Annotated in this window: 25 protein-coding genes; 16 read left to right on the forward strand and 9 right to left on the reverse strand. The window is 63.8% G+C overall.

Annotated features, from left to right (window positions below; genetic code table 11):
* Window positions 1-85 precede the first annotated feature (85 nt).
* The 6 genes from ACEVBK_RS04570 to ACEVBK_RS04595 all read left to right on the forward strand — a co-directional run bounded on the left by ACEVBK_RS04570 (window position 86) and on the right by ACEVBK_RS04595 (window position 4,280).
* The gene (locus ACEVBK_RS04570; RefSeq protein WP_375057409.1) at window positions 86-1,444 is read left to right on the forward strand and encodes a sensor histidine kinase; all 1,359 of its coding nucleotides are present in this window, start codon (window positions 86-88) and stop codon (window positions 1,442-1,444) included.
* Window positions 1,416-1,949: a response regulator transcription factor gene (locus ACEVBK_RS04575; RefSeq protein WP_375057411.1), complete on the forward strand. Its 534-nt coding sequence runs from the start codon at window positions 1,416-1,418 to the stop codon at window positions 1,947-1,949. Before ACEVBK_RS04570 ends, ACEVBK_RS04575 begins: the two co-directional genes overlap by 29 nt.
* Before the next feature lie 13 nt (window positions 1,950-1,962).
* Entirely contained in the window at window positions 1,963-2,859 is an 897-nt protein-coding gene (locus tag ACEVBK_RS04580) for an NAD(P)-dependent oxidoreductase (RefSeq protein WP_375058516.1), read from the forward strand.
* Between the two features lie 259 nt (window positions 2,860-3,118).
* Window positions 3,119-3,391: a nucleoid-associated protein HU-alpha gene (hupA, locus tag ACEVBK_RS04585; protein ID WP_375057412.1), complete on the forward strand. Its 273-nt coding sequence runs from the start codon at window positions 3,119-3,121 to the stop codon at window positions 3,389-3,391.
* A gap of 107 nt (window positions 3,392-3,498) precedes the next feature.
* A complete protein-coding gene (locus tag ACEVBK_RS04590) occupies window positions 3,499-3,927 on the forward strand; it encodes a hypothetical protein (RefSeq protein WP_375057413.1) in 429 nt (142 codons plus the stop codon).
* The gene (locus tag ACEVBK_RS04595; protein WP_375057414.1) at window positions 3,924-4,280 is read left to right on the forward strand and encodes a sirohydrochlorin chelatase; all 357 of its coding nucleotides are present in this window, start codon (window positions 3,924-3,926) and stop codon (window positions 4,278-4,280) included. Before ACEVBK_RS04590 ends, ACEVBK_RS04595 begins: the two co-directional genes overlap by 4 nt.
* Window positions 4,281-4,350: 70 nt before the next feature.
* Here ACEVBK_RS04595 and purD read toward each other — a convergent pair whose 3' ends face one another.
* On the reverse strand, window positions 4,351-5,634 hold the full coding sequence (gene purD / locus ACEVBK_RS04600; RefSeq protein ID WP_375057415.1) for a phosphoribosylamine--glycine ligase: 1,284 nt from the start codon (window positions 5,632-5,634) through the stop codon (window positions 4,351-4,353).
* A 245-nt stretch (window positions 5,635-5,879) separates the two neighbouring features.
* Complete coding sequence (gene purH, locus ACEVBK_RS04605; protein WP_375057416.1) at window positions 5,880-7,463, reverse strand: bifunctional phosphoribosylaminoimidazolecarboxamide formyltransferase/IMP cyclohydrolase; 1,584 nt, start codon at window positions 7,461-7,463, stop codon at window positions 5,880-5,882.
* Between the two features lie 197 nt (window positions 7,464-7,660).
* Here purH and zntR point away from each other — a divergent pair, with 197 nt between their 5' ends.
* Complete coding sequence (gene zntR, locus ACEVBK_RS04610) at window positions 7,661-8,089, forward strand: Zn(2+)-responsive transcriptional regulator (protein WP_375057417.1); 429 nt, start codon at window positions 7,661-7,663, stop codon at window positions 8,087-8,089.
* Window positions 8,090-8,167: 78 nt separating this feature from the next.
* Here zntR and ACEVBK_RS04615 read toward each other — a convergent pair whose 3' ends face one another.
* The 5 genes from ACEVBK_RS04615 to ACEVBK_RS04635 form a co-directional block, all read right to left on the reverse strand.
* Window positions 8,168-8,590, reverse strand: coding sequence for a universal stress protein (locus ACEVBK_RS04615; protein ID WP_375057418.1), 423 nt, complete (start codon window positions 8,588-8,590; stop codon window positions 8,168-8,170).
* A gap of 7 nt (window positions 8,591-8,597) precedes the next feature.
* Window positions 8,598-9,914: a TRAP transporter large permease subunit gene (locus ACEVBK_RS04620; protein ID WP_375057419.1), complete on the reverse strand. Its 1,317-nt coding sequence runs from the start codon at window positions 9,912-9,914 to the stop codon at window positions 8,598-8,600.
* On the reverse strand, window positions 9,914-10,444 hold the full coding sequence (locus tag ACEVBK_RS04625) for a TRAP transporter small permease subunit (RefSeq protein ID WP_375057420.1): 531 nt from the start codon (window positions 10,442-10,444) through the stop codon (window positions 9,914-9,916). The genes ACEVBK_RS04620 and ACEVBK_RS04625 overlap by 1 nt, the downstream gene beginning before the upstream one ends.
* Window positions 10,445-10,504: 60 nt before the next feature.
* The gene (gene dctP / locus ACEVBK_RS04630; RefSeq protein ID WP_375057421.1) at window positions 10,505-11,512 is read right to left on the reverse strand and encodes a TRAP transporter substrate-binding protein DctP; all 1,008 of its coding nucleotides are present in this window, start codon (window positions 11,510-11,512) and stop codon (window positions 10,505-10,507) included.
* A 270-nt stretch (window positions 11,513-11,782) separates the two neighbouring features.
* Window positions 11,783-12,715 (reverse strand): LysR family transcriptional regulator, encoded by a 933-nt coding sequence (locus ACEVBK_RS04635; protein WP_375057422.1) that lies wholly within the window; start codon window positions 12,713-12,715, stop codon window positions 11,783-11,785.
* A 218-nt stretch (window positions 12,716-12,933) separates the two neighbouring features.
* Between ACEVBK_RS04635 and ACEVBK_RS04640 the strand changes: the two genes are divergently transcribed.
* Together ACEVBK_RS04640 and gabT are read left to right on the forward strand one after the other, a co-directional pair.
* Window positions 12,934-14,397 (forward strand): NAD-dependent succinate-semialdehyde dehydrogenase, encoded by a 1,464-nt coding sequence (locus ACEVBK_RS04640; RefSeq protein ID WP_375057423.1) that lies wholly within the window; start codon window positions 12,934-12,936, stop codon window positions 14,395-14,397.
* A 25-nt stretch (window positions 14,398-14,422) separates the two neighbouring features.
* Complete coding sequence (gene gabT, locus ACEVBK_RS04645) at window positions 14,423-15,703, forward strand: 4-aminobutyrate--2-oxoglutarate transaminase (RefSeq protein ID WP_375057424.1); 1,281 nt, start codon at window positions 14,423-14,425, stop codon at window positions 15,701-15,703.
* A gap of 54 nt (window positions 15,704-15,757) precedes the next feature.
* Here gabT and ACEVBK_RS04650 read toward each other — a convergent pair whose 3' ends face one another.
* The gene (locus ACEVBK_RS04650; protein WP_375057425.1) at window positions 15,758-16,438 is read right to left on the reverse strand and encodes a heavy metal response regulator transcription factor; all 681 of its coding nucleotides are present in this window, start codon (window positions 16,436-16,438) and stop codon (window positions 15,758-15,760) included.
* Window positions 16,439-16,772: 334 nt separating this feature from the next.
* On the opposite strand from ACEVBK_RS04650, the gene ACEVBK_RS04655 reads away from it, so the two are divergent.
* The 5 genes from ACEVBK_RS04655 to ACEVBK_RS04675 all read left to right on the forward strand — a co-directional run bounded on the left by ACEVBK_RS04655 (window position 16,773) and on the right by ACEVBK_RS04675 (window position 20,848).
* Complete coding sequence (locus ACEVBK_RS04655; protein ID WP_375057426.1) at window positions 16,773-17,096, forward strand: hypothetical protein; 324 nt, start codon at window positions 16,773-16,775, stop codon at window positions 17,094-17,096.
* Window positions 17,097-17,228: 132 nt separating this feature from the next.
* Window positions 17,229-17,585: a hypothetical protein gene (locus ACEVBK_RS04660; protein WP_375057427.1), complete on the forward strand. Its 357-nt coding sequence runs from the start codon at window positions 17,229-17,231 to the stop codon at window positions 17,583-17,585.
* A 49-nt stretch (window positions 17,586-17,634) separates the two neighbouring features.
* Window positions 17,635-17,865, forward strand: a complete 231-nt coding sequence (locus tag ACEVBK_RS04665; protein ID WP_375057428.1) for a DUF2933 domain-containing protein — start codon at window positions 17,635-17,637, stop codon at window positions 17,863-17,865.
* 4 nt (window positions 17,866-17,869) lie between these two features.
* Complete coding sequence (locus tag ACEVBK_RS04670; protein WP_375057429.1) at window positions 17,870-18,526, forward strand: methyltransferase family protein; 657 nt, start codon at window positions 17,870-17,872, stop codon at window positions 18,524-18,526.
* A gap of 9 nt (window positions 18,527-18,535) precedes the next feature.
* Window positions 18,536-20,848 (forward strand): heavy metal translocating P-type ATPase, encoded by a 2,313-nt coding sequence (locus ACEVBK_RS04675; RefSeq protein WP_375057430.1) that lies wholly within the window; start codon window positions 18,536-18,538, stop codon window positions 20,846-20,848.
* Here the strand turns inward: ACEVBK_RS04675 and ACEVBK_RS04680 are convergent.
* Window positions 20,802-22,232: a heavy metal sensor histidine kinase gene (locus ACEVBK_RS04680; protein ID WP_375057431.1), complete on the reverse strand. Its 1,431-nt coding sequence runs from the start codon at window positions 22,230-22,232 to the stop codon at window positions 20,802-20,804. The genes ACEVBK_RS04675 and ACEVBK_RS04680 overlap by 47 nt on opposite strands.
* A gap of 173 nt (window positions 22,233-22,405) precedes the next feature.
* Here ACEVBK_RS04680 and ACEVBK_RS04685 point away from each other — a divergent pair, with 173 nt between their 5' ends.
* Window positions 22,406-22,690: a hypothetical protein gene (locus ACEVBK_RS04685; protein ID WP_375057432.1), complete on the forward strand. Its 285-nt coding sequence runs from the start codon at window positions 22,406-22,408 to the stop codon at window positions 22,688-22,690.
* Between the two features lie 33 nt (window positions 22,691-22,723).
* Complete coding sequence (locus ACEVBK_RS04690) at window positions 22,724-23,401, forward strand: TolC family protein (RefSeq protein ID WP_375057433.1); 678 nt, start codon at window positions 22,724-22,726, stop codon at window positions 23,399-23,401.

Here is a 23,401-nt window from a genome sequence, read left to right on the forward strand (position 1 = left end):
GGCATATTGTCGCAGGCGGTGACTTGACGGCTGTCAAGGGCCGGCATCGCACGATATGCCACAGTAAGGGATTTGGGAGAGATCGATGAGGCGCGAACCCGGCTCGGAGCCGCCCCTTCCCTGGCGGGCCTTCAGCACCCTGCCGTTTGTGCTGGCGGTGCGCTGGCTGTTTTTCCTGGCCCTGTCCGGATCCTTGTTGCTTGCCGACCGGCTGCTGTTGCCGGTGCTGGGCCGCGAATTATGGCTGGTATTGCTGGGGCTGGGGCTGGTCAATATACTCGGGGTCTGGCTCGGCCGGCGTTGCCCGCGCCGGCAAGGATTGAAGGAAGCCGGCCTGCTGGCCGATATCGTGGCGCTGACCCTGGTGGTGGCGTTCAGCGGCGGCGCCATGAACCCGGTGGCATCGCTCTACCTGTTTCCCGTACTGATTGCCGCCCTGACCTGCTCGGCGCGCTTCGCCTGGCTGAGTGTCGGTGCCGCCATGACCGGCTATCTGTTGCTGTTCTACTGGTATCGGCCATTGGCGGCGGCCGGCGCGCATGGGCCCCATGGCGACCCGGGGCTACCGCTGCTCAATCTGCATCTGCTCGGCATGTGGCTGACCTTCAGCCTGTCCGCGCTGCTGATCACGGCTTCGGTGTCCTGGCTTATCCGCCAGCTGGCCCGTAAGGAGCGGCAACTGCAGGATGCCTACCAGAAACAGCAGGAGCAGGAACGATTCTTGCTGCTGGGGATGGAGTCCGCCTCGGTCGCCCATCAACTGTCGACACCGCTCAACAACCTGTTTCTGCTCGCCGAGGAGCTGGGTTGCGAGCCGGGGCTGTCCGAGGCGGGGCGAGCGCACCTGCGCACCCTGGACCAGCAGTTGCTGCTGTGCCGGGAGGTGCTGTGGCAGCTCAGGCACAAGGCGGAGTCCGGCGCCGAACCGGTCATGCTGTTTCACCGCCTGCGCCGTTACCTGGATCGCTGGGCCAATCTGCGCCCCGATGTGCAGTATCACTGGTATGACGAGGGCCTGAGTCGCGACTATCGAGTATGGCTGGACGAGCTGTTCTGGGCCGCCCTGCTCAATATTCTGGATAATGCCGCCGACGCGGGTGAAAACCGGGTGGAGCTCTATACCTCGGTGGTGGACGACTGCCTGCTGGATATCGGCATCCATAATCGCCAGGGGCACCTGAGTGACGAGCAGCTCAATCAGGCCGGGCTGAATCAACAGGATTCGGCCAAACCGGCCGGCCTGGGCATGGGGGTCTGGCTGGCGCACGCGACCTTTTCCCGCCTGCACGGTAGCCTGACCCTGCGCAATCATCCCCATGGGGGCGTCTATGCCCGGATCAGGCTCCCGCTGCAACTGGCTGATGGTGCCCGGGCAGGGGGGACGGCAGCGGACAAAAGAACCAATCAGAGGCCCGATGATGCAGCATTTTCTGCTGGTGGATGACAACCCGACCTTCGCCACTCTGCTCGAGCGGGGCTTTTCCCGGCGGGGATTGAGGCTGGTATGGGCCCAAGACGGCGCCGCCGCCCTGGCCTGGACGCCGGCCCCCGATGGTATCATCCTCGATTTGAACCTGGGGACAGAAAGCGGCCTGCAGCTGTTGCCGGCCCTGTGCCGGCAATTCCCTCAGGCCCGTATCGTGGTTCTGACCGGTTATGCCAGCATCAGCACGGCGGTGAGTGCGGTCAAGCTGGGCGCCACTCAGTATCTGCCGAAGCCGGCGGATGTGGATACCCTCATCGCCGCCTTCAGCGAACCCGACTTGCCGCCGGCCCCGATGGTCGGGGAGCTGGTCGCCTTTCAGCCTTCGGTTCGCAAGCAGTCGTGGGAGTATGTCCAGTTCGTGCTGCAACGGCATGGCGGCAACATTTCGGCTGCGGCCAGGGCGCTGAACATGCACCGGCGTACCCTGCAGCGCATGCTGCAAAAAAAACCGGCGGCCCGGTAAACGTCGTGCCGCTATTTCCGATTTCAAGAGCGAGGGAGTTCCCATTATGAAACTGACATTTATCGGACTGGGGGTCATGGGGTTCCCCATGGCCGGGCACCTGTGCAAGACGGGGCACGAGATCTGCGTCTACAACCGCAACCCGCAGAAGGCGGCCGACTGGGTGGCGCGCCATGGCGGCACCCGCGCGGCCACTCCCGCCGAAGCGGTCCGGGATGCCGACATGGTGATGATGTGCGTGGGCAACGACGACGACGTGCGCGCCGTGGTCTATGGCGAGCAGGGGGTACTGGCCGGGATGAAGACGGGCGCCCTGCTGGTCGATCACACCACCACCTCGGCCGAGCTGGCGGAGGAGCTGGCGAGCAAGGCCGCCGAGGCCGGGCTGCGCTTTATCGACGCCCCCGTCTCCGGCGGCCAGCTGGGGGCGGAAAACGGTGCCCTGACGGTGATGATCGGCGGGGACGAGGCGGACGTGGCCGAGGCGGCGCCGGTGCTGGCCGCCTATGGCAAGAAAGTCACCCGGCTGGGCCCGGTGGGATCGGGCCAGCGCTGCAAGATGGTCAACCAGATCTGCGTGATCGGCGCCGTGCAGGGCATTGCCGAGGGGCTGATGATCGCCCGGAAGGCGGGGCTCGATATCCCCACCCTGATCGAGGTGCTGGCCGGGGGAGCGGCCCAGAGCTGGCAGTTGCAGAACCGGGCCCAGACCATGGCGGAAGGCAAGTTCGACTTCGGCTTCGCCGCCCAGTGGATGCACAAGGATTTGGGCATCTGCCTGGACGAGGCGAAACGGCAGGGACTGACACTGCCGCTGACCGAGCATGTACATCAGGTGTATGAACAGCTGCTGGCCGAAGGCTTCGGTCGCTGCGACTCCACCGTGGTGATCAAAAGCCTGGAGTCCTGACATGGGCCGCCAGCCGCTACGGCAAGTTTTGCCCTTGGGAGCGGCCTGATGCTTGGCAGCAGGGGTTTCGGTCGGCTATGCTGATGTCGTCCGCAGCCGTACGCTGCAGGCGCTTTCCCTTGCGGTTATGTGATGTTTTCCGCAGTTTCCGAACAAAACAACGGCACTTGATATTTGCCTTCGAGACAAAGGCTTTGCTTGAGCCCGAAATTTGAATAGAGTGGGCAACCGCTTAATGCCAAGTGAGAAAGGATACCCTATGAATAAGACTCAGCTTGTCGATGCAATCGCCGCCAAAGCAGATTTGAGCAAGGCTCAGGCCAAGGCAGCCCTGGAAGAAGTACTCAACGGTATCACTCAAAGCCTGAAGGAAGGTGATCCGGTTCAGCTGGTTGGCTTCGGTACTTTCAAGGTAAACCATCGCGCCGCCCGTACCGGCCGTAATCCTCAGACCGGCAAGGAAATCGAGATTGCGGCGGCCAATGTGCCCAGTTTCGTTGCCGGCAAGGCGTTGAAAGACGCGATCAAGTAACTGCCCCCAACCCGGCTTCGCCGGGTTTTTTTTCACCTTCGCTTGCTCCTTTGATTGTCCGGTTGTTATAACTGAACCAGGTCTGTTCCCGTTTCAGGGAGGCTGTTATGGAAGTGAACGCGATTCGACAGGTGGCAACCCCATGGGCCGGTGCCCGTGGCCTGACCACAGGGCTGATGCTGACCGAGCTGCATCAGGATGTTTGGAATGGCTGTCTGATACTGTCGATGGGCATGCCCACCGATATCGATACGCCGCCCAGGGTGATTTACCGGCTGGTGTTCGAACACCTGTTCGGTTACCGGGTACTGGAGGGGAGCGATGTGCTGGATTTTATGGACGACGATGAAAGAGACGTCGACAGCCAGATCCAGCTGATCACCCCGTCCCGTTTCCTGACCTGGTTTCATCAGCAGACTCACGGTTCTCATCTGGATGAAGATATTCAGCATTACCGTATTTCCAGCTGGGATTTTTGTGTTGATGTACTGGCGGCCCAGGCGCCGCTGGTACAGCCTAAAGCAGGAGTGATATGAAGGGGTTTATCCTGGTCGCCCATGGCAGTCGGCGGGCGGCCGCCAATGATGAAATCGCCGCCTTTGCCAGGTCCCTGGCCGAGGGCATGGACGACAAGTTTGCTGTTATCGGCCATGGTTTCTGGGAACTGGCCGAGCCCAGCCTGGAGCAGGCCATCGATAACCAGGTGTCATCAGGCGCCAGTGACATCCGGTTGTTCCCTTATTTCCTGGCCCGGGGCAAGCATGTGGTGACGGATCTGCCTTCGGTGCTGGAGCAGAAGCGAGAGCAGTACCCAGAGGTAACCATCACCCTATTGCCCCACCTGGGCGCCCTGCCCGGCTTCGCCGACTGGCTGGGACGGCAGCTTTAAGGCACGGCTAACGCATAAAAAGAAAGGGGCCGAATAGGGCCCCTTTGCTTATTCTGCTGGCTTCCAGCCGTTATTCCTGTTCCCGTTCGATGGCGCGGTAGGCGATATCGTTGCGGTAGAAGACTTCATCCCACCGGATCTGGCGGGTCACCGCATAGGCGTTGGCCTGGGCCTCGGTCACGGTATTGCCCAGGGCGGTGGCGCATAGCACCCGGCCGCCGGAGGTGACCAGCTCGCTATCCTTGAACTTGGTGCCGGCGTGGAACACCTTGCTGCCCTCGGTCTCGGCGGGGATGCCGGTGATGGCGTCGCCCTGGCGATAGTGGCCGGGGTAACCGCCCGCCGCCAGCACCACGCCTACCGAGGCGCGTGGGTCGAATTCGGCACTGACTTTATCCAGTTCACCCTTGCAGCCAGCCAGACACAGCTCCACCAGATCCGACTGCAGGCGCAGCATGATCGGCTGGGTCTCTGGGTCGCCGAAGCGGCAGTTGAACTCGATCACCTTGGGCTGGCCGTTCTTGTCGATCATCAGGCCGGCGTAGAGGAAGCCCTTGTAGACGTGGCCTTCGTCCGCCATGCCGCGCACCGTGGGCATGATCACCTGCTCCATGATGCGGTCGTGGATTTCCTGGGTGACCACAGGGGCGGGGCTGTAAGCGCCCATGCCGCCGGTATTGGGGCCGGTGTCGCCGTCGCCGACGCGCTTGTGGTCCTGGCTGGTGGCCATGGGCAGCACGTGCTCGCCGTCCACCATTACGATAAAGGAGGCTTCCTCGCCGTCGAGGAATTCCTCGATCACCACCCGGCTGCCGGCGTCACCGAAGGCGTTGCCGGCCAGCATGTCGCGTACCGCCGCTTCGGCCTCCTCCAGGGTCATGGCCACGATCACGCCCTTGCCCGCGGCCAGGCCGTCGGCCTTGACCACGATGGGGGCACCTTTTTCGCGCAGGTAGGCCAGCGCCGGCTCCACCTGGGTGAAGTTCTGGTAGTCGGCGGTGGGGATCCGGTGCCGGGCCAGGAAGTCCTTGGTGAAGGCCTTGGAGCCTTCGAGCTGGGCGGCGGCGGCGCTGGGGCCGAAGATGGTCAGGCCTTCGGCTTCGAAGGCGTCGACCACGCCGGCCACCAGCGGGGCCTCGGGGCCCACTATGGTCAGCGCGATTTGTTCCTGCTGGGCGAAGGCCAGCAGATCCTTGATGTCGGTGGCGGAGATGGCCACGTTGGTGAGGCTGGGTTCGAGCTCGGTGCCGGCGTTGCCGGGGGCCACGAATACCTGGCTTACCTTGGGAGACTGGGCGGCTTTCCAGGCCAGGGCGTGTTCACGACCGCCACCGCCGATAACCAATACCTTCATGGTCTGTTCCTTAAACTGTTAAAAACGAAACCTGTGGACACTGAGGGTAGACCAAAGGGACAGCTCCGACAGCACTTGGTACTGCCGGGGGAGGTCCCACAGGCGGCTGCATGAGTCGGCAAGAGGGATGGGATGACCTCTAAGCCGACCGTTGGCGCCAGGGATGGGTTTACGGCGAGTCGGCGTAAGGTTACCCCATCCCGACAGTCGCCGCCTGTTCCACAACCGCCTCCCTCAGACCCCTATCAGTGCCGGAAGTGGCGCATACCGGTAAACACCATGGCCATGCCGTGCTCGTCGGCGGCCTGGATCACCTCTTCGTCACGCATGGAGCCGCCGGGCTGGATCACGCAACTGATGCCGGCGGCGGCGGCGGCGTCGATACCGTCACGGAAGGGGAAGAAGGCGTCGGAGGCCATCACCGAGCCTTCTACCTGCAGGCCTTCGTCGGCGGCCTTGATGCCGGCGATCTTGGCGGAGTAGACGCGGCTCATCTGGCCGGCGCCCACGCCGATGGTCTGGCCGCCTTTAGCGTAGACGATGGCGTTGGATTTGACGTACTTGGCCACCTTCCAGCAGAACAGCAGATCCTGCAGCTCGTCGGCGGTGGGCTGGCGCTTGCTGACTACCTTGAGGTCGCCCTGCTCCACCATGCCCTGGTCGCGATCCTGCACCAGGATGCCGCCGTTGACGCGCTTGATGTCCAGGCCCCGGGTCTTGTCGTCCCATTGGCCGCATTCCAGCAGGCGCACGTTCTTCTTGTCGGCCACCGCGGCCTTGGCGGCGGCGGAGATGCTGGGGGCGATGATCACCTCCACGAACTGGCGCTCGATGATGGCACGGGCGGTGGCCTCGTCCAGCTCGCGGTTGAAGGCGATGATGCCGCCGAAGGCGGAGGTGGGGTCGGTCTGGTAGGCGCGGTCATAGGCTTCCAGCAGGCTCTCGCCCAGGGCCACGCCGCAGGGGTTGGCGTGCTTGACGATGACGCAGGCCGGATCGGCAAATTCCTTCACGCACTCCAGGGCGGCGTCGGTGTCGGCGATGTTGTTGTAGGACAGCTCCTTGCCCTGCAGTTGCACCGCGGTGGCGACGGAGGCCTCGTCCACCTGGTTCTCCACGTAGAAGGCGGCGGCTTGGTGGCTGTTTTCGCCGTAGCGCAGATCCTGCTTCTTGGTGAACTGGTAGTTGATGGTGCGCGGGAATTGGGAGTCGGCGGCGGCCTCATGGTAGGCCGGTACCATGGTGCCGAAGTAGTTGGCAATCATGCCGTCGTACTGGGCGGTGTGCTCGAAGGCGGCGATGGCCAGGCTGAAACGGGTGCCCTGGGTCAGGCTGTTGCCGTTGGCGTCCATCTCGGCCAGCAGGCGGTCGTAGTCGCCGGCGTTGACCACTATGGCCACGTCGTTGTGGTTCTTGGCCGCGGCACGTACCATGGTGGGGCCGCCGATATCGATGTTCTCGATGGCGTCTTCCAGGGTGCAGTCGGCCTTGGCCACGGTGTTGGCGAAGGGATAGAGGTTAACCACCACCATGTCGATGGGCAGGATGGCATGCTCGGCCATGATGGCATCGTCCTGGCCACGGCGGCCAAGGATGCCGCCGTGCACCTTGGGATGCAGGGTCTTGACCCGGCCGTCCATCATTTCCGGGAAGCCGGTATAGTCGGACACTTCGGTCACGGGCAGGCCCTGGTCGGCCAGCAGGCGGGCGGTGCCGCCGGTGGACAGCAGCTCCACGCCGCGGGCCTGCAGGCCACGGGCGAATTCAAGGATGCCTTGTTTGTCGGACACACTCAGCAGAGCACGGCGAATGGGTCGAGCAGTTTCCATTATGTTCTCGTTCCTTTAACGATCAATCGGGGGGTTTGGTAAAATGGGCAGGCTTGCCGACTTTACCAAACCGCCTGGTACGCCAGAACGGAGGCGGCACATTTTACAGTATTTTGACGCGGCTTGTTTGACTATTTGCTTCGGTGTCAAGAGATTTTATGTGTAACAAAGCCACGCTTTCAGCAAGGGAGTAACGGATGTATCGAATCGGCGAATTGGCCAGGCACTTCGGCATCAAGGCCGATACCCTGCGCTTTTACGAGAAGGAAGGCCTGCTTGCGCCCAGCCTGCGCACGCCCGCCGGTTACCGGTTGTACAGCGAAGAGGACAAGAACCGGCTGCACTTTGTTTTGCGCTGCAAGCGGGTCGGCTTTTCCCTGAAGGACATCGAAGAACTGCTTGCCCTGCGGGTGAGCAGCTGCGAGGTGAGCTGTCGTGAAGTCAAGGAGGTGGCCGACGCCAAGCTGCAGGATGTGGAAGAGCGGATTGCCGAGCTGGAACGCTTTCGCCATTCGTTGAAGCAATTATCCGACGCCTGCTGCGGCGGCCAGGAAAGCGCCGAGCACTGCTCTATCCTCGAAGCGCTGGACGGCAAGCTGCTTACCGCCGAGAACAACGCCCGCTAATGTTCCCGAAACGGCAGCACAGGGCTGCCGTTTCGGGCGGGGGGCTGAGCGCCTTCGATTAGCTCACCGACACCCGTGCTAGCGGATCACCAGCACGGCACAGTCGGCGTGGCGTACCACCCGCGAGGCGTTGGAGCCGAGCAGGTAGGTGCCGGCACCGGGGCGGGAAGCGGGCATGACGATCAGGTCGGTCCGATGTTTCCTGGCCCGGGCCAGGATGGTGTCGTATACCACCCCGTGTTTAATCCATATCTGGCCCTGGAGGGCGACGGGGATATGTCGGGCCATAAAATCCGCCAGCTGTTGTTCCATGGTCTTGTCCATGCTGCCAATCAGCTCATTCGACATCAGCGGCGCCGCCGCATGGTGGATACGGGCGGAATTGACATACAGCAGGTGGATCTGCCCTTGCGGATGGCAGAGCTGGAGTGCGGACTCCACCACCTGCGGGTACAGCTCCTGATGTTCAAAATCCAGTGGCAACAGTATTTGTTTGAACATAATGAGGTTATCCCATCAGTTTGTTGGGCAGCCAGGTGACGATATCCGGCACCAGCATGCACAGGATCAGCACGCACAGCTTGAGCATGACGAAGGGCAGCACCGACTTGTAGATATCCATCATGGTGACCCCGGGCGGGGCTATGCCTTTCAGATAGAACAGGGCGAAGCCGTAGGGCGGGGTCTGCACCGCAATTTCGATGTTCAGGATCATCAGGATGCCAAACCAGATGGGATCGTAGCCCAGGCTCACCGCGATGGGGGTGAACAGCGGCGCGCAGATCAGCACGATGATCATCTCGTCGATGATAAAGCCGAGCAGCAGCATGATCACCTGCATCATCAGGATGATCATGATGGGGGGCAGGTCCAGGCCGGCGGCGAAGTCGGCCACCATGCCCTGCACACCCATCAGCAGATGGAAGTTGCTGAATACCGAGGCGCCCAGCACTATCCAGATGGCGACACTGACCAGCAGCGCGGTTTCGATGCCGGAGCGTTTCATCATCTTGAGCTTGAAACGCTTGTACATGATGGCCAGCAGCAGGGCACCGACCACGCCGATGGCACCGGACTCGGTGGGGGTGGCGATGCCGGTGATGATGCTGCCCAGCACCAGCACGATCAGCAGCAATGCCATCAGGCCGTCACGCAGGGTGATAAAGCGCTCTTTCGGGCTCTTGGGCACGTCCAGGGCATGGCCGATGGGGGCCCGGCTCGGGTTGAGTTTGCAGGAGATCACCACGTAGAGCACCAGCACGGTAATGGAGATCAGTGCCGGTACCAGGGCGGCGATAAACATCTTGCCGACCGAGGTCTGGGTGGTGGAGCTGAACAGTATCATGGGGATGCTGGGCGGGATCAGGATCCCCAAGCCGCCGCCGGCCATGATCACGCCCAGCGCCAGCTTCTTGTCGTAGCCGCGCTCCAGCATGGGGCGCAGGGCGATGCTGCCCGAGGTCATGATGCCGGCGCCGATGATGCCCACCATGGCGCCGATCATGGAGCAGACCCCGATCACGCTGATCGCGAGCGAGCCACGGATGCGGCCGATAATCAGCTGGCTGGCCTTGAACATGGCGTCGCCGATGCCGGAGCGGGTCAGCAGCTGGCCCATGTAGATGTACAGCGGAATGGCCAGCAGCACGAAGCTGAACAGGGTGCTTTCGATGGTGGTGGGAATGATGTTGAAGATGCCTTCCCCCCAGGTCAAATAGCCGAGCAGCATGGCCACGCCGCCCAGGGCCAGGCCCACCTGGGCGCCCAGCAAAAAGGAAATCAGGACCCCCAGCAGCAGCAGGCCGGTCAACAACTCGATACTCATTATGCTTCGTCCTCTGACAGCAGGGAGTCACCGGTAATCAACTGCCAGGCATCTTTAAGCATGTCACTGGACAATTGCAACAAGAACAAAATGGCGGCGGCGGTCACCATCACCCAGAAGTGGCCGATGGAAGGGCCCCATTCGGACTGGCGGGTATAACCGAAGTCGATGGCCTCCAGCGCCTTTTCCCAGCATTTACTGGCGATGATGAACAGGAAGAACCCCCCCAGTATGTTGGAGAGCAGGTTGAACAGGTTCTTGGTACGTTGGGACACCGCCAGATAGACGATATCCACGTTGATATGGGACTTCTTCAACTGGGCATGGGCTCCGCACAGGGCGCCGATATAGCCGAACAGAAACAACGAGACGTCGTAGGCCCACAGGGTCGGACTGTTGAGCACATAACGGGCGAATACTTCGAAGGCAACGGTGCCTGCCAGCAGGGGCAGGGCCAGGGCGATGGTGTGACTGACGGTCGCAACCAGCAATGCCACCCCTTTGCACCACAAGCAAAGTAGTTTTTTCATTATGCATCCGTGGGTTGAAAGCAGATGCCCCGCACGGGCGGGGCAGTTTCTGGAGTGGAATTACTTAAGCAGCTCGACCAGTTGGGCGCTGTACTTGTCGGTCTTGCCATAGTGGGCCTGGACCGCTTCGGCAGCCTGCTGCCACTGGGCCTGGTCGGCATCGGACGCTTCGGGACCCCATTGCATGCCGATCTTCTGCATGTCTTCCACCGCTTCCTGTTCCCACAGGGCGGACTTTTCGGCCTGCTGCTGGGCATGCCACTTGGCGGCGTCGCGCACCACCTCCTTCAGATCGTCGGGTAGCTTGTTCCAGGCGTTCTTGTTCACCAGTACGGGCAGGGCCTGGGCGCTGGACACCGGCAGCGGGTACATGTACTTGGCCACTTCGGCGAAGTTGCCGTCCCGGTGGTCGATCAGGTTGGAGCCGATGGTGCCGTCGATAACGCCGGTGGCCAGGCTGGTGTAGATCTCGCCCCAGGCCAGGTTGACCGGGGAGGCGCCCAGCTCACGGAAGAAACGGCCGTAGGCGCCGGGGGCGCGGATCTTCAGGCCCTTGAAGTCTTCTATCGACTCGATTTTCTTCTTGGTGATGACGTAGACGCCGGGCTGGAAGTAGGGATCCAGCCACACCAGGCCGTGGCGGTCGTAGGCCTCGGTCAGGATTTCGCCCCAGCCCTTTTCGTGGAACAGGGCGTTCAGTTCTTCCAGGCTGCCGCTGGAGCCGGGCAGGCCCACTTCGACCACGCCGAAGGGGATTTCACCGGCGTGCATGGGCTGGAAGGGGGCGGCCATGTCCAGCAGACCGGACTTGGTGGCGCCGATGATGCCGGCGGTGTCGACGCCTTCGCCGGCATAGAGCATGTTGATCTTCATGCGACCGTCGGAGTCGGCTTCGATCTTGTCGGCGAAGGACTGGTAGACATCGCCGAAGGCGGTGCCACGGGAGTAGAGGTTGGTAAAGCGCCAGGTCACGTCGGCGGCCATGGCTTCCATGGTGGCGCCCATGCCGGCTACGGCGATAAGGGAAGCGGCAATTTTGGTACGAGCGGAGCTCCAGATACGAGTCATGATGTAGTCCCTTGTGTTATCACATTCCATCTTCTTTGAGCCGGGCTCAAAGTCAGTATTTAGTATTGGTTACCCCTTTGGGTGTATGCAGTCTGCGACAGCGCCGCCATGGGTTAAATACATAATGATTCATGTTTGGTTTGAGCCGAGTCAAACAAAAAGCGGAAAACCCAGTCTGGTGCAGTAGTAAGCACCAAAACGGTGCATAACTGAAGCAGATTTGTTTGGTTTTATGTGAAGCCGGTCACGGGCGCAACCGGCCGGGCGGACTCAGGGGGCGGCTACCAGGTGGTTTTGCAGCAATTGCAGGAACAGCTCCTTCAACCGGCTCTGGCGGCCGTGGCTGCGGGTGATGGCGGAGATGCCGAGTTCGTGGTTCTTGTGCGCCGGCAGCAGTGCCTTGAGCCGGCCGCTTTCCACCCAGCGGCGGGCGAAGCTCTCGGGTAAAAAGCCGATATACTGGCCGGAGAGGATCAGCGCCGCCCTCGGCTCGTAGTGGTAGGCCCGTCCCGCCAGGCGCATGCCGGTCAGTTGGGCGCTGGCCTCCGGGTTGGTATAGATGCCGGGGTGGATGAGCTTGTAGTCGCCCAGGTGCTCGCCGATAAAGCCGTCGTCTTCGGCATAGAACAGCGGATGGCGGTCGCTGCAGTAGAGGAAGCAACGCACCTTGTACAGGTGGTGGTACTCCAGCCCTTCCAGATCCCGGTGGTAGTGGATAAAGCCGATGTCCGCGTCTTCGTTCAGCACCCGCCGTTCGATCTCACCCATGTGGGCCACGTCCACGCTCACGTTCACATCCGGCGCCTGCTCGCCCAGGGCGGCGAACACATCGGCCATGGGAAAGTCGTCTTCCAGCCAGATGTTATCGCTGGACACGATTTTCAATTCACCGGTGAGCTGCTCGTGCAGTTCGTTCACCGTATAGCGAAATTCCTCCAGCCGGGCGAACAACCGTTTGGCGGATTCGTAGATCACCATGCCGTCGTCGGTCAGGGCGAAGCCGGAGCGACCCCGGCGGCAGAGCTTGAGTTTGAACCGGTTTTCCAGGTTGGCCATGTGCACGCTGATGGTGGAGCGGCTGATATTGAGCTCGGTTTCCGCCGCCGAAAAGCCGCCGCATTCCACCACCGTCTTGAACAGTTTCAGCAGGCGGATTTCATAATCACCGATTTGTCCCAGTACGGGTCTGCTTGCTTGGCTCATAGTTTGATGTTCTTCAATGTAAATGTTGATACGTGATCATTTATAGGACTTTAAGCGCAAGGCTAACATGCAATCAAAGTATGGCCAACGCTGGCGCGAGGGCGGTCACGGTAATCGGATATTTTCAGCCGGTTTTGTGATGGCGGTGCCGGTTCAGTGGCCGGTGGTCGGCCCGGTTGCCCGGGCAAGCATGGAATCAACACCGAGGCGCAGTTCCTATGAGCATTTCTGCAGTAAACAGCAACCTAGTCAAAGAGGCCGGTTACATCGCCGGAAATTGGTGCCGGGCCGAGAGCGGCGCGACCATTCCCGTTTACAATCCGGCCACCGGCGAGCTGCTGGGCCAGGTGCCCGACATGGGGGTAAACGAAACCCGTGCCGCCATCGATGCGGCCAGCCAGGCACTGGCCGGCTGGAGCGCGCTCAATCCCAAGGAGCGGGCCCGGTTGCTGCGTTGCTGGTTCGATCTTGTCATCGAGCACAAGGAAGAGCTGGCCCGGCTGATGACCCTGGAGCAGGGCAAGCCGCTGTTCGAAACCCGGGGCGAGGTGCTGTACGGCGCCTCCTATATCGAGTGGTATGCCGAGGAAGGCAAACGCGCCTACGGCAAGCTGTTCGCCGCACCCACCGCCGACAAGCGCACCCTGAGCATCCAGCAGCCCATCGGGGTGGTGGCCGCTATCACTCCCTGGAACTTTCCCAACGCCATGATCACCCGCAAGATAGCGCCGGCGCTGGCGGCGGGCTGCACCATAGTGGTCAAGCCCTCCGAGGAAACCCCTTTCTCCGCCCTGGCGCTGATGGCCCTGGCCGAGCAGGCCGGCATACCCGCCGGGGTGATCAATATGATCACCAGTTCCAGGGCGGCGGAAGTGGGCCAGGTGCTGACCGGCGACAGCCGGGTGCGCAAGCTGTCCTTCACCGGCTCTACCCGGGTGGGCAAGCTGCTCTACGGCCAGAGCGCCGACACCGTGAAGAAACTCAGCCTGGAGCTGGGCGGCAACGCGCCCTTTATTGTGTTCGACGACGCCGATCTGGAGGCGGCGGTGAGCGGTGCCCTGACGTCCAAGTTCCGCAACGCCGGCCAGACCTGCGTGTGCGCCAACCGCATCCTGGTGCAGGACGGCATCTACGATGCCTTTATGGCCCGCTTCAAAGAAGAAGTGGAACAGTTCGTGGTGGGCAACGGCCTGAACGATGGCACCACCCTGGGCCCGGTGATCAACCGGGCGGCGATAGACAAGATTGCCGCCATGGTGGACAAGGCCCAGAGCCAGGGCGCCGAATTGGTCACCGGCGGCCGGCGCCATCCGGCCGGCGAGCTGTTTTTCGCCCCGACCATACTGGCCAAGGTGACCCAGGACATGGAGATCGCCCAGCAGGAGATTTTCGGCCCGGTGGCGCCGGTGATCCGCTTCAAGGACGACGCCGAGGCCATCGCCATCGCCAACGACACGCCCTACGGCCTGGCCGCCTATTTTTATACCGAGAGCCACGCTCGCATCTGGAAGGTGGCCGAGGCGCTCGAGTACGGCATGGTCGGCATCAACGAAGGCATTATTTCCAACGAAGCGGCGCCCTTCGGCGGCGTCAAGGAATCCGGCCTGGGGCGTGAAGGCTCCGCCCAGGGGCTGGAAGATTACATGGAAACCAAATACCTGTGCATGGGCGGCATCCGCTGAGCAGGATTTTTCAGGAGACAACACGATGAGCAAGAACCAAGAACTGCAACAACGCAAAGATGCCGTCTTCGCCCGGGGCATGGGCAACATGGCCGCCCTCTACGTGGACAAGGCCAGGAACAACGAGATCTGGGACGTGGAAGGCCGTCGTTATATCGACTTCGCCGCCGGCATCGCCGTGGTCAACACCGGCCACAGCCATCCGCGCATCCAGGCCGCCGTGGCCGCCCAGCTGGAGCGCTTCAGCCACACCTGCGCCATGGTCACCCCCTACGAGAGCGTGGTCGAACTGGCCGAGAAACTGGTAGAGCTGGCTCCCGGTCCCAGTCGCAAGAAGGCGATGTTTGTCACCACCGGCGCCGAGGCGGTGGAGAACGCGGTCAAGATTGCCCGCGCCCACACCAAGCGCAGCGGCGTCATCGCCTTCAACGGCGGCTTCCACGGCCGGACCAACCTGGCCATGGGCCTGACCGGCAAGGTGGCGCCCTACAAGGCCGGTTTCGGCCCCTTTCCGGGCGAGATCTACCATCTGCCGTTCCCCAACGCCTACCATGACGTGACCGAGGCCCAGTCGCTCAAGGCGCTGGACGAGCTGTTCCACTGCGACATCGAGCCGGGTCGGGTGGCCGCGATCATCATCGAGCCGGTGCAAGGCGAGGGCGGTTTCTACCCCGCACCGCCGTCTTTCCTGCAGCAACTGCGCGCTATCTGTGACCGGCACGGTATCCTGCTTGTCTGCGACGAGATCCAGACCGGCTTCGCCCGTACCGGCAAGCTGTTCGCCACCGAATACGCCGGCATAGAGCCGGACCTGATGACCATGGCCAAGGGCATCGCCGGCGGCTTCCCCCTGGCGGGCGTGGTCGGCAAGGCCGACATCATGGACGCCGCCAACCCGGGCGGCCTGGGGGGCACCTACGCGGCCTTCCCCCTGGCCTGTGCCGCGGCGCTGGAAGTGCTGAAGATCATCGAAGAAGAGCAGCTGTGCGCCAAGGCCCTGGCCCTGGGCGAGCTGATGAACAAGCGCCTGTCCGAGCTGCAGGCCAGGTATCCCCGCCATATCGGCCAGGTGCGCAACCTGGGCGCCATGGTGGCGATGGAGCTGATCCACGATGGGGATGTGGATCAGCCCAATCCCGAGCTGACCAAGGCGATAGTGGCCAAGGGCATAGAGCAGGGCGTGATCCTGTTGTCCTGTGGGGTACGGGGCAACGTGATCCGCTTCCTGCCGCCGCTGACCTCGCCGCTGGAAGTGGTCAACGAGGGGCTGGATCTGCTGGAGCAAGTACTGGCAGATCTGGTATGAGTCAGTGAAAACGTCGATGTCATAACCTTTTGGCGGGCCATTTGGCCCGCTTTTTTATGCTCCGGGCAGCTCCAGGGTATAGCCCATGCCGCGCACCGTCTGGATAAGCTTCGGCTCGAAGCCGTCGTCGATCTTGGCGCGCAGCCGGCGGATGGCTACGTCGATCACATTGGTGTCGCTGTCGAAGTTCATGTCCCATACCAGGGAGGCGATCAGTGAGCGGGGCAGCACTTCTCCCCGACGGCGCACCAGCAGCTCCAGCAGGGCAAACTCCTTGTTGGTGAGGTGGATTCGCTCGGATCCCCGGCTGACCCGGCGCCGGGAGAGCTCCAGGGTGAGGTTGGCCACCCGCAGGCAGTCATCTTGCGGGGCGGTGCTGCCCCGGCGCAGCAGGGAGCGGACCCTCGCCAGCAGTTCGGCAAAGGCGAAGGGCTTGACCAGGTAATCGTCGGCACCGAGCTCCAACCCCTTGACCCTGTCCTCCACGCTGTCGCGGGCGGTCAGGAACAGCAGAGGCACCGGCTTGCCCTCGTCGCGCAGCGACTGCACGATACGCCAGCCGTTCACATCGGGCAGCATTACGTCGAGGATGATGAGGTCATAGGGTTCGACCATCGCCAAGTGGTGGCCATCCAGCCCGGTACGCGCCAGATCCACCACAAAGCCGGCCTCGGTCAGCCCCCGGTGCAGGTAGTCCCCGGTCTTGATTTCGTCTTCTATTACCAGCAGTTTCATCGGCTTTTTCATGGTGTGCGGTGCGTTAGCTTTAGCACGCTCGGGGCGCCAGCTCAAGGTTAACCCCCGTACCTGACCCGCCCATGACGCCATCATTACAAGGTTGTCATGATGGCGTCATCTCCCGGAAAGTTGTGCCTGATACGCTGCCGGCTGTCGGAAAAGGCGGCTCGCTTATTCAAAAAGATACTGGTGCCTGGCGATCCTTTGACCCGAATCAAGGCAGGGGGTGTCGACCCCTCCTAAGCTTAAAACATCCGGATCCTTGTGTTTGATCCGGCCATATCCGGGAGGGAGCATGAAGCACCCGTTCAGCAATGAAAGATCAGGGCCGGTGGCAAGCCTGTTGGTGTGCCTGCTGAGCCTGTGGGTGTTGTTGTTGCCCCTCCATTGCCTGGCCGAGCCGGTGTTCGACAGCCTGGCCCACCAGGCCGAGGCCGAAGAGGTGCTCTGCCATCAGCAGGGGTTGGATGAATCCGAGCCCTTTATCAAGCAGGGCGACCAAGGACGGCTGCTCACGCCGTTCCTGGCGTCCCCCTATCCGGAGCCGCTGCCGGCGATTTCGCACCTGCGTATACTGGCGATGCAGGCCCTGCCCGGGGCGCCGCCCCAGGCCAAGCTGCCGCGCTATCTCGCCACCGTTCGCCTGCGTATTTGATCTTCCCGCTACCTGCCGGGGCCATTCGTGCCCGGTACCGGTTAACGCCTTGTCCCGTTATCAATTGGGAACGCACCTGAGCCTCCGTCGGTGGCCGTGCCTTCCCGTTTACAGACCAAGAGGAATATCACCATGAGCAAGCATATCCTTATCGCCGCCGGCCTGGGCCTGATGCTGAACCTGTCTCCCGTGCTGGCCGAAGAAGCCCACCACGCCCCCGCCGAACCGGCCAAGCCGGTCGATGCCGCCGCCATGATGGAGCGGCAGCAGCAGATGGGCATGATGCAGGAGCGGATGCAGACCATGCGCGAGCAGATGGCGGCGCTGCAACAGGAGCAGGATCCCGCCGAGCGCGAGCGGTTGCTGGCGGAACACCTGGAGTTTATGACCCAGTCCATGGCGCAGATGGAAGAACACATGGCCATGTGCCGGCAGATGATGGGGCAGATGGGCATGGGCCAGATGGGCATGGGCCAGATGCAGCACTAACCACCGGCGGCCGGTCTTTTACCGGGGCCGGCCCCTTCGGGAGATCCTCATGAACAAGGATTCCAACTCTGGCCCGGCATCCGGGCCCCGCGGCTTCTGGCTCGTTCTGCTGGTATTCGCGGCCATGGCGTTGTTCTTTCTGTGGCAGGAGCACCGCGCCCACCTGCTGGGCGCCTTGCCCTACCTTATCATCCTGCTCTGCCCCCTGATGCACCTGTTTATGCACCGGGGCCATGGCGGTCGGGGTGGCAATGGCGATCACCACCACAAGGGGGACTGAACTTATGGATCATAGTATTCCAGCCTATGGCCTCTGGGGACTGGTGGTGCTCAACTCCCTGGTGTTCATCCTGTTCGCGTTCAGCTTCTTCAGGCCGCAGAGTAAGCGGGACTGGCGTACCTTCGGCACCTTCGCCGCCTTTATCGTGGCGCTGTTCGTCGAGATGTACGGCGTGCCGCTGACCCTGTTCCTGCTGGCCGGCTGGCTGCAGGGGCGCTACCCGCAGCTGGATCCCCTGAGCCACGACGCCGGCCACCTGTGGAGCACCCTGCTCGGGCTGAGCGGCAACCCCCATTTCAGCCTGCTGCATATCCTCAGCAATATCCTGATCTTCGGCGGCTTTCTGCTGCTGGCCAGCGCCTGGCGGGTGCTCTACCGGGCCCAGCACCAGGGGCAACTGGCCCGGAGCGGGCCCTATGCCCGACTCCGCCATCCCCAGTATGCGGCCTTCGTGTTGATCATGGCCGGCTTCCTGCTGCAGTGGCCGACGCTCCTGACCCTGCTGATGTTCCCGGTGCTGGTGGTGATGTACGTGCGCCTGGCCCGGCAGGAGGAGCAAGTCACCCGGGACGCCTTCGGTGCCGAATGGGAGGTCTACCGGCAACGGGTGCCGGCCTTTTTTCCGCGCTTGCCGGGGGCGAGCGGCCCCGCTGCCAGATAAGGAGAAGAGATGATGGACAGCATACCAAGGGAGGCGAAGGCCTCCGACAGGACGACGGGCGGCGGGCCTGCCGAAGCGACCCTGATCGTCCCCGGCATGGGCAGCGATCACTGCGCCGGCCTGGTCAGCACCTCGCTGCGGCGCTTACCCGGGGTCACGGCGATCAGCACCCGGATTGCCACCCACCAGGTCACGGTGATGTTCGATGCCGGCCGGACCGATGTGGCCGCGCTCAAGGCGGCGGTCGAGCGGGCCGGCTACGAAGTGGCCAGCGCCGGTCTGAAGGGGGAAGCCCAGGATGGCGCCGAGGCCGAGGAAGTCTATCAGCGTGATGCCCGCCGGCGGTTGTGGCTGGCCGGCGTGCCCACCACCCTGATCATGCTGCTGATGATGGTGGAGATGTTCTGGTTACCCGTGCCGGGCTACCTGCTGCTGGTCGCCCTGCTGGCGGTGGCGCCGGTCTTCGTCGCCGGTGCCGCCACCCATGTGTCCGCCTGGAAGGCGCTCACCAACAGAACCGCCAACATGGACGTGCTCATCAGCCTGGGCAGCCTGCCGCCCTACCTGATCGGCCTGGTCGGTTTCCTGTTCCCCATGACCTCCTTTATGGAAATGGCCGCCACCATCATGACCTTCCACCTGCTCGGCCGTTACCTGGAAAGCCGGGCCAAGGGCCGGGCCTCCCAGGCTATCCGCCAGTTGCTGGAACTGGGGGCCAAGAGTGCCCGGGTGCTGCGCGACGGCGAAGAGGTGGAGCTGCCCATCGGCGAGGTGCGGCCCGGCGACCTGGTGGTGGTACGCCCCGGCGAGAAAATTCCCACCGACGGCGAGGTGATCGAGGGGGCCAGCCATGTGGACGAGTCCCTGGCCACCGGCGAGTCGCTGCCGGTCGAGAAAGTCCCCGGCGACGGGGTGATCGGGGCCACCATCAACAAGGAGGGCCTGCTCAGGGTACGGGCCACCAGGGTCGGGGAGGATAGCTTCCTGGCCCAGGTGATCACCCTGGTGGAGCGGGCCCAGGGCTCCAAGGTGCCGATCCAGGAGTTCGCGGATCGGGTGACCGGCCGCTTCGTGCCCCTGGTGCTGCTGGTGAGCCTGCTCAGCCTGGTGATTTGGCTGGGGTTCGGCGAGTCGTTGCGGGGCATACTGTACTGGGGGGCGGGCTTCCTGCCCTGGGTCAATCCGGAACTGTCGGCGCCCCTGGTGGCCCTGCTTGCCAGCGTGGCGGTGCTGGTGATCGCCTGTCCCTGCGCCCTGGGCCTGGCCACGCCCACCGCCCTGATGGTGGGGGCGGGACGGGGCGCCGAACTGGGCATACTGTACCGCTCCGGCGAGGCCATCCAGACCTTCAAGGACATCCGGGTGGTGGTGTTCGACAAGACCGGCACCCTGACCCTGGGCCGGCCGGTGGTGACCGATCTGGTGCCGGCCGGGGGCGTATCGGCAGGCGAACTGCTGGTGCTGGCCACGGCGGTCGAGGTTGGATCCGAACATCCCATCGCCCAGGCGCTGCGGGACAGGGTCGGAGAAGCCCGCCTGGCGCTGCCACCGCTCGAGGGCTTCGAAGCCCTCAACGGCCGGGGCGTGCAGGCCCGCATCGAGGGAGCCCTGGTGCGGGTGGGCAACGGCCGCTGGATGGCCGAATGCGGGCTGGACACGAACGAGCTGGCGGGAGCGCTGGCCGGGCTGGAGGAGCAAGGCAAGACCGCCCTCTATGTGGCCCGGGAGCGTCGTCTGATCGGGGTAGTGGCCATCGCCGACACCCTCAAGGCCGATGCCCGGGAGGCGGTGGCCGCGCTCGGGGCCATGGGTATCCGCACCGTCATGCTCACCGGCGACAACGAGCGGGCCGCCCGCCATGTGGCGGCCCAGGTGGGCATCGACAGCGTCTACGCCAATGTGTTGCCGGAAGGCAAGATCGACAAGGTGCGGGAACTGCAGGCCGAAGTGGGGCCCTGGGTGGCCATGGTGGGAGACGGCATCAACGATGCCCCGGCCCTGAAACAGGCCAATGTGGGCATCGCCATCGGCGCCGGCGCCGATGTGGCGGTGGAATCTGCCGACGTTATCCTGATCGGCGACCGGCTCGGCGGCGTGGTGCAGGCGGCGCACCTCTCGCGGCTGACCTTCCGCAAGATAGTCGAAAACCTGCTGTGGGCCTCCGGCTACAACCTGGCCGCCATTCCCATCGCTGCCCTGGGACTGCTGCACCCCATGGTGGGGGTGGTTGCCATGACCGCCAGCTCGCTGTCGGTCATCGGTAACTCGCTCCGGCTTAAACGGGCTCCCCTGGCGGGACCGCCCGGGGAAAGCGGGCGCTGAACCGGGTTTCGTGCTCGTCGGAGTGCACCGACAGGGTACCACCGTGGGCCTGGACGATGGCCCGGGCGATGGACAGCCCCAGGCCGGTACCATCGGTCACCGACTGACGGGCGCTGTCGGCGCGGTAGAAGCGATCGAACAGGCGCGGCCACTGCTCGGCGGGGATGGGGGGACCCGGGTTGGCGACGGCCACCATCACGGCGTCGTCGTCCCGCCCTATCTCCACCCGGATCTCGGCCCCGGCCGGGGTATAGCGGATGGCATTGGACAGCAGGTTGCTGAAGGCTCGCTGCAGCATGGCGCGATCGCCGTGCAGCCGGGCTTCGCCCCGGCGCCGGAGCCGCAGCTGCTGCTCGCTGGCCAGGGGCTCGAAGAACTCCAGCAGTTCGTCCACTTCCCCGGCCAGGTCGACCTGTTCGGCCTGCACGGTCAGCAGTCCCTGCTCCGACTTGGCCAGGAACAGCATCTCGCCGATCATCCGTGCCAGCCGTTCGGCTGCCTCCAGGTTGTTGTACAGCGCTTCCCGGTAGTCGTCGGCGTCGCGTTCCCGCGACAACGCCACCTGGGTCTGCATCATCAGGCTGTTGACCGGGGTGCGCAGCTCGTGGGCGATATCCGAGGAAAACTCGGACAGCCGCCGGAAGGAGTCTTCCAGCCGATCCAGCATGGCGTTGAAGGCCTGGATGGGGGCGTGCAGCTCCACCGGGGCCCTATCCAGTGACAGCCGGTGGCCGAGCTTGGCGGCGCTGACCCGGGTGGACACCGAGGCCAGCTCCCGCAACGGCTTCAGCCCCAGGCGGGAGGCCAGCCAGCCCAGCAGCACCGAGATCAGGGCGATGCCGCCGGTAAACCAGGCCAGCCCCTTCTCGATGTCGTCGATGAAGTGCTGGTGGTAGCTGGTGTCCAGTACCACCCGGACCAGCACCCGTTCGGGGGTGTCGGGCCTGGGCGGGCCGACGACTTCCCATTCCGCCAGGCCGCGATAGACGACGCCCCGTTCTTCCCATTTTTCCTGCCAGCTGGCCGACGGCGACAGCGCCAGGGGCAGGCGTTCCAGCCCTGGCTGGCGGGCGCCGGCCGGCCGGGCATCGACCAGCACCCGGCCGTCCGCATCCAGCATCAGGATATAGTGGCTGCCGTGGCCGGAGAGGGCGTCGTTGAGGTGTTCCTCCAGCAGGGGCCAGCGTTGGCCATCGCCCTGCAGGTGGGTGGCGAGGAAGTTGCGGGCCAACTGTAGCTTGCCCTGGATGTCGGCCTGGTCCTGGCGGTCGAAATGGTGGTCCAGGGACTGGATCAGCACCAGGCTGACCAGGCTCCAGATGCCGATCATGGTCACGCCGAACAGGATGCTCAGGCGGGTGGTCAGGGAGAGAAAGCTGCCCATCTTGTCGGTCGGACTCCTTGTCGGGTCTGTGAGGTAACGGTATGCCATGGCGGCCACTTTACCATTTTGTTCCCGCCATCCGCCCGGATGACAGAAATGTAATGCTGCCGTCAGCTTGGCATCAGGTTGAACATCCATGCTGTAACCATGGTTATAGAACAGTGGATGCTCCCATGAAAGAACCCCCGCGCCGCACCGTTGGTGGCCGGCTGGCCGCCGTGCTGGTCGGCCTTGCCTTGATGAATCCCGCCCTGGCGGAAACCCCTGCCTCCCTCGGTCTGCCGGCCTTGCTGGAACTGGCCGAGCGGCACAATCCTGCGCTCGCAGCCATGTCCGCCGAGGTCGAGGCCAGCCGACAGGCCATCGTCATGGCCAGCGCCTGGGACGACCCGGTGCTGCGGATCGAGCAGATCGAGCAGGCCGCCCAGCAGCGTTATGCCGTCGGTCTCGGCGCCTAGGCCGAGGTACTGCGGGCCCAGGCCGAGCGCACCATGCTCGGCAACGAGCAACTGGCGTTGTTGGCCGAGGCGGAGGCGGCCCGGGCCGAGCTGGCCGGCCTGCTTAACCTGGCGCCGGCCGCCCTGGGCGGCCAGCCCGACAGCCTGCCCGAATTGCTCGGCACCGAGGCCGACTGGGGGGAACGGGCCCGGGCCCGCAACCCGGGCCTGAAGGCACTGGCGCAGCGGCGGCAGGGCGCCGACAGTCGCTACCGGCTCAGCCAGTTGAACAACAGGCCCGAGGTGGGGCTGGGGCTGTCGGCGGTGCAGATGGGCAACGGGCTCGACAACATCGAGCTGATGCTGTCGGTGCGGTTGCCCCTGCAGCAGGGCGCGCGGCGGGCGGAACGGGCCGAGGCCGGCGCCATGCTGGCGCGCAGCCAGGCCCTGGAGGAGGCGGGCCGGCGCGAGCTGGAGCAGGCCGTGTACGGCCTGGTGGCCCGGCGGGACGGCAGCCGGCAGCAACTGGAGCTGCTGCGGCACAGCCTGCTGCCCCAGGCGGAGCTGACCTTCGAATCGGCGCTGGCGGGCTACGCCACCGGCCGGGTGGAATTTGCCATGCTGCTGGACGCCCGGCAGCAGCTCCGCCGGCTCGGCCAGGACCAGCTGCGGGCCGAGGTGGCACGTTTTCGGGCCGAAAACGCCCTGCTGACCCTGACAGGAGAACAATGA

The sequence above is a fragment of the Zobellella sp. DQSA1 genome (genome assembly GCF_041950555.1).
In the GTDB taxonomy this organism is placed as follows: Bacteria; Pseudomonadota; Gammaproteobacteria; order Enterobacterales; family Aeromonadaceae; genus Oceanimonas.

Excerpts from the sequence above, each read along its gene's own strand:
- ACEVBK_RS04570 (WP_375057409.1), top strand. The coding sequence starts at position 86 with ATGAGGCGCGAACCCGGCTCGGAGCCGCCCCTTCCCTGGCGGGCCTTC.
- ACEVBK_RS04575 (WP_375057411.1), top strand. The coding sequence starts at position 1,416 with ATGATGCAGCATTTTCTGCTGGTGGATGACAACCCGACCTTCGCCACT.
- hupA (WP_375057412.1), top strand. The coding sequence starts at position 3,119 with ATGAATAAGACTCAGCTTGTCGATGCAATCGCCGCCAAAGCAGATTTG.
- ACEVBK_RS04590 (WP_375057413.1), top strand. The coding sequence starts at position 3,499 with ATGGAAGTGAACGCGATTCGACAGGTGGCAACCCCATGGGCCGGTGCC.
- ACEVBK_RS04595 (WP_375057414.1), top strand. The coding sequence starts at position 3,924 with ATGAAGGGGTTTATCCTGGTCGCCCATGGCAGTCGGCGGGCGGCCGCC.
- purD (WP_375057415.1), bottom strand. The coding sequence starts at position 5,634 with ATGAAGGTATTGGTTATCGGCGGTGGCGGTCGTGAACACGCCCTGGCC.
- purH (WP_375057416.1), bottom strand. The coding sequence starts at position 7,463 with ATGGAAACTGCTCGACCCATTCGCCGTGCTCTGCTGAGTGTGTCCGAC.
- zntR (WP_375057417.1), top strand. The coding sequence starts at position 7,661 with ATGTATCGAATCGGCGAATTGGCCAGGCACTTCGGCATCAAGGCCGAT.
- ACEVBK_RS04615 (WP_375057418.1), bottom strand. The coding sequence starts at position 8,590 with ATGTTCAAACAAATACTGTTGCCACTGGATTTTGAACATCAGGAGCTG.
- ACEVBK_RS04620 (WP_375057419.1), bottom strand. The coding sequence starts at position 9,914 with ATGAGTATCGAGTTGTTGACCGGCCTGCTGCTGCTGGGGGTCCTGATT.
- ACEVBK_RS04625 (WP_375057420.1), bottom strand. The coding sequence starts at position 10,444 with ATGAAAAAACTACTTTGCTTGTGGTGCAAAGGGGTGGCATTGCTGGTT.
- dctP (WP_375057421.1), bottom strand. The coding sequence starts at position 11,512 with ATGACTCGTATCTGGAGCTCCGCTCGTACCAAAATTGCCGCTTCCCTT.
- ACEVBK_RS04635 (WP_375057422.1), bottom strand. The coding sequence starts at position 12,715 with ATGAGCCAAGCAAGCAGACCCGTACTGGGACAAATCGGTGATTATGAA.
- ACEVBK_RS04640 (WP_375057423.1), top strand. The coding sequence starts at position 12,934 with ATGAGCATTTCTGCAGTAAACAGCAACCTAGTCAAAGAGGCCGGTTAC.
- gabT (WP_375057424.1), top strand. The coding sequence starts at position 14,423 with ATGAGCAAGAACCAAGAACTGCAACAACGCAAAGATGCCGTCTTCGCC.
- ACEVBK_RS04650 (WP_375057425.1), bottom strand. The coding sequence starts at position 16,438 with ATGAAACTGCTGGTAATAGAAGACGAAATCAAGACCGGGGACTACCTG.
- ACEVBK_RS04660 (WP_375057427.1), top strand. The coding sequence starts at position 17,229 with ATGAGCAAGCATATCCTTATCGCCGCCGGCCTGGGCCTGATGCTGAAC.
- ACEVBK_RS04665 (WP_375057428.1), top strand. The coding sequence starts at position 17,635 with ATGAACAAGGATTCCAACTCTGGCCCGGCATCCGGGCCCCGCGGCTTC.
- ACEVBK_RS04670 (WP_375057429.1), top strand. The coding sequence starts at position 17,870 with ATGGATCATAGTATTCCAGCCTATGGCCTCTGGGGACTGGTGGTGCTC.
- ACEVBK_RS04675 (WP_375057430.1), top strand. The coding sequence starts at position 18,536 with ATGATGGACAGCATACCAAGGGAGGCGAAGGCCTCCGACAGGACGACG.
- ACEVBK_RS04680 (WP_375057431.1), bottom strand. The coding sequence starts at position 22,232 with ATGGGCAGCTTTCTCTCCCTGACCACCCGCCTGAGCATCCTGTTCGGC.
- ACEVBK_RS04685 (WP_375057432.1), top strand. The coding sequence starts at position 22,406 with ATGAAAGAACCCCCGCGCCGCACCGTTGGTGGCCGGCTGGCCGCCGTG.
- ACEVBK_RS04690 (WP_375057433.1), top strand. The coding sequence starts at position 22,724 with ATGCTCGGCAACGAGCAACTGGCGTTGTTGGCCGAGGCGGAGGCGGCC.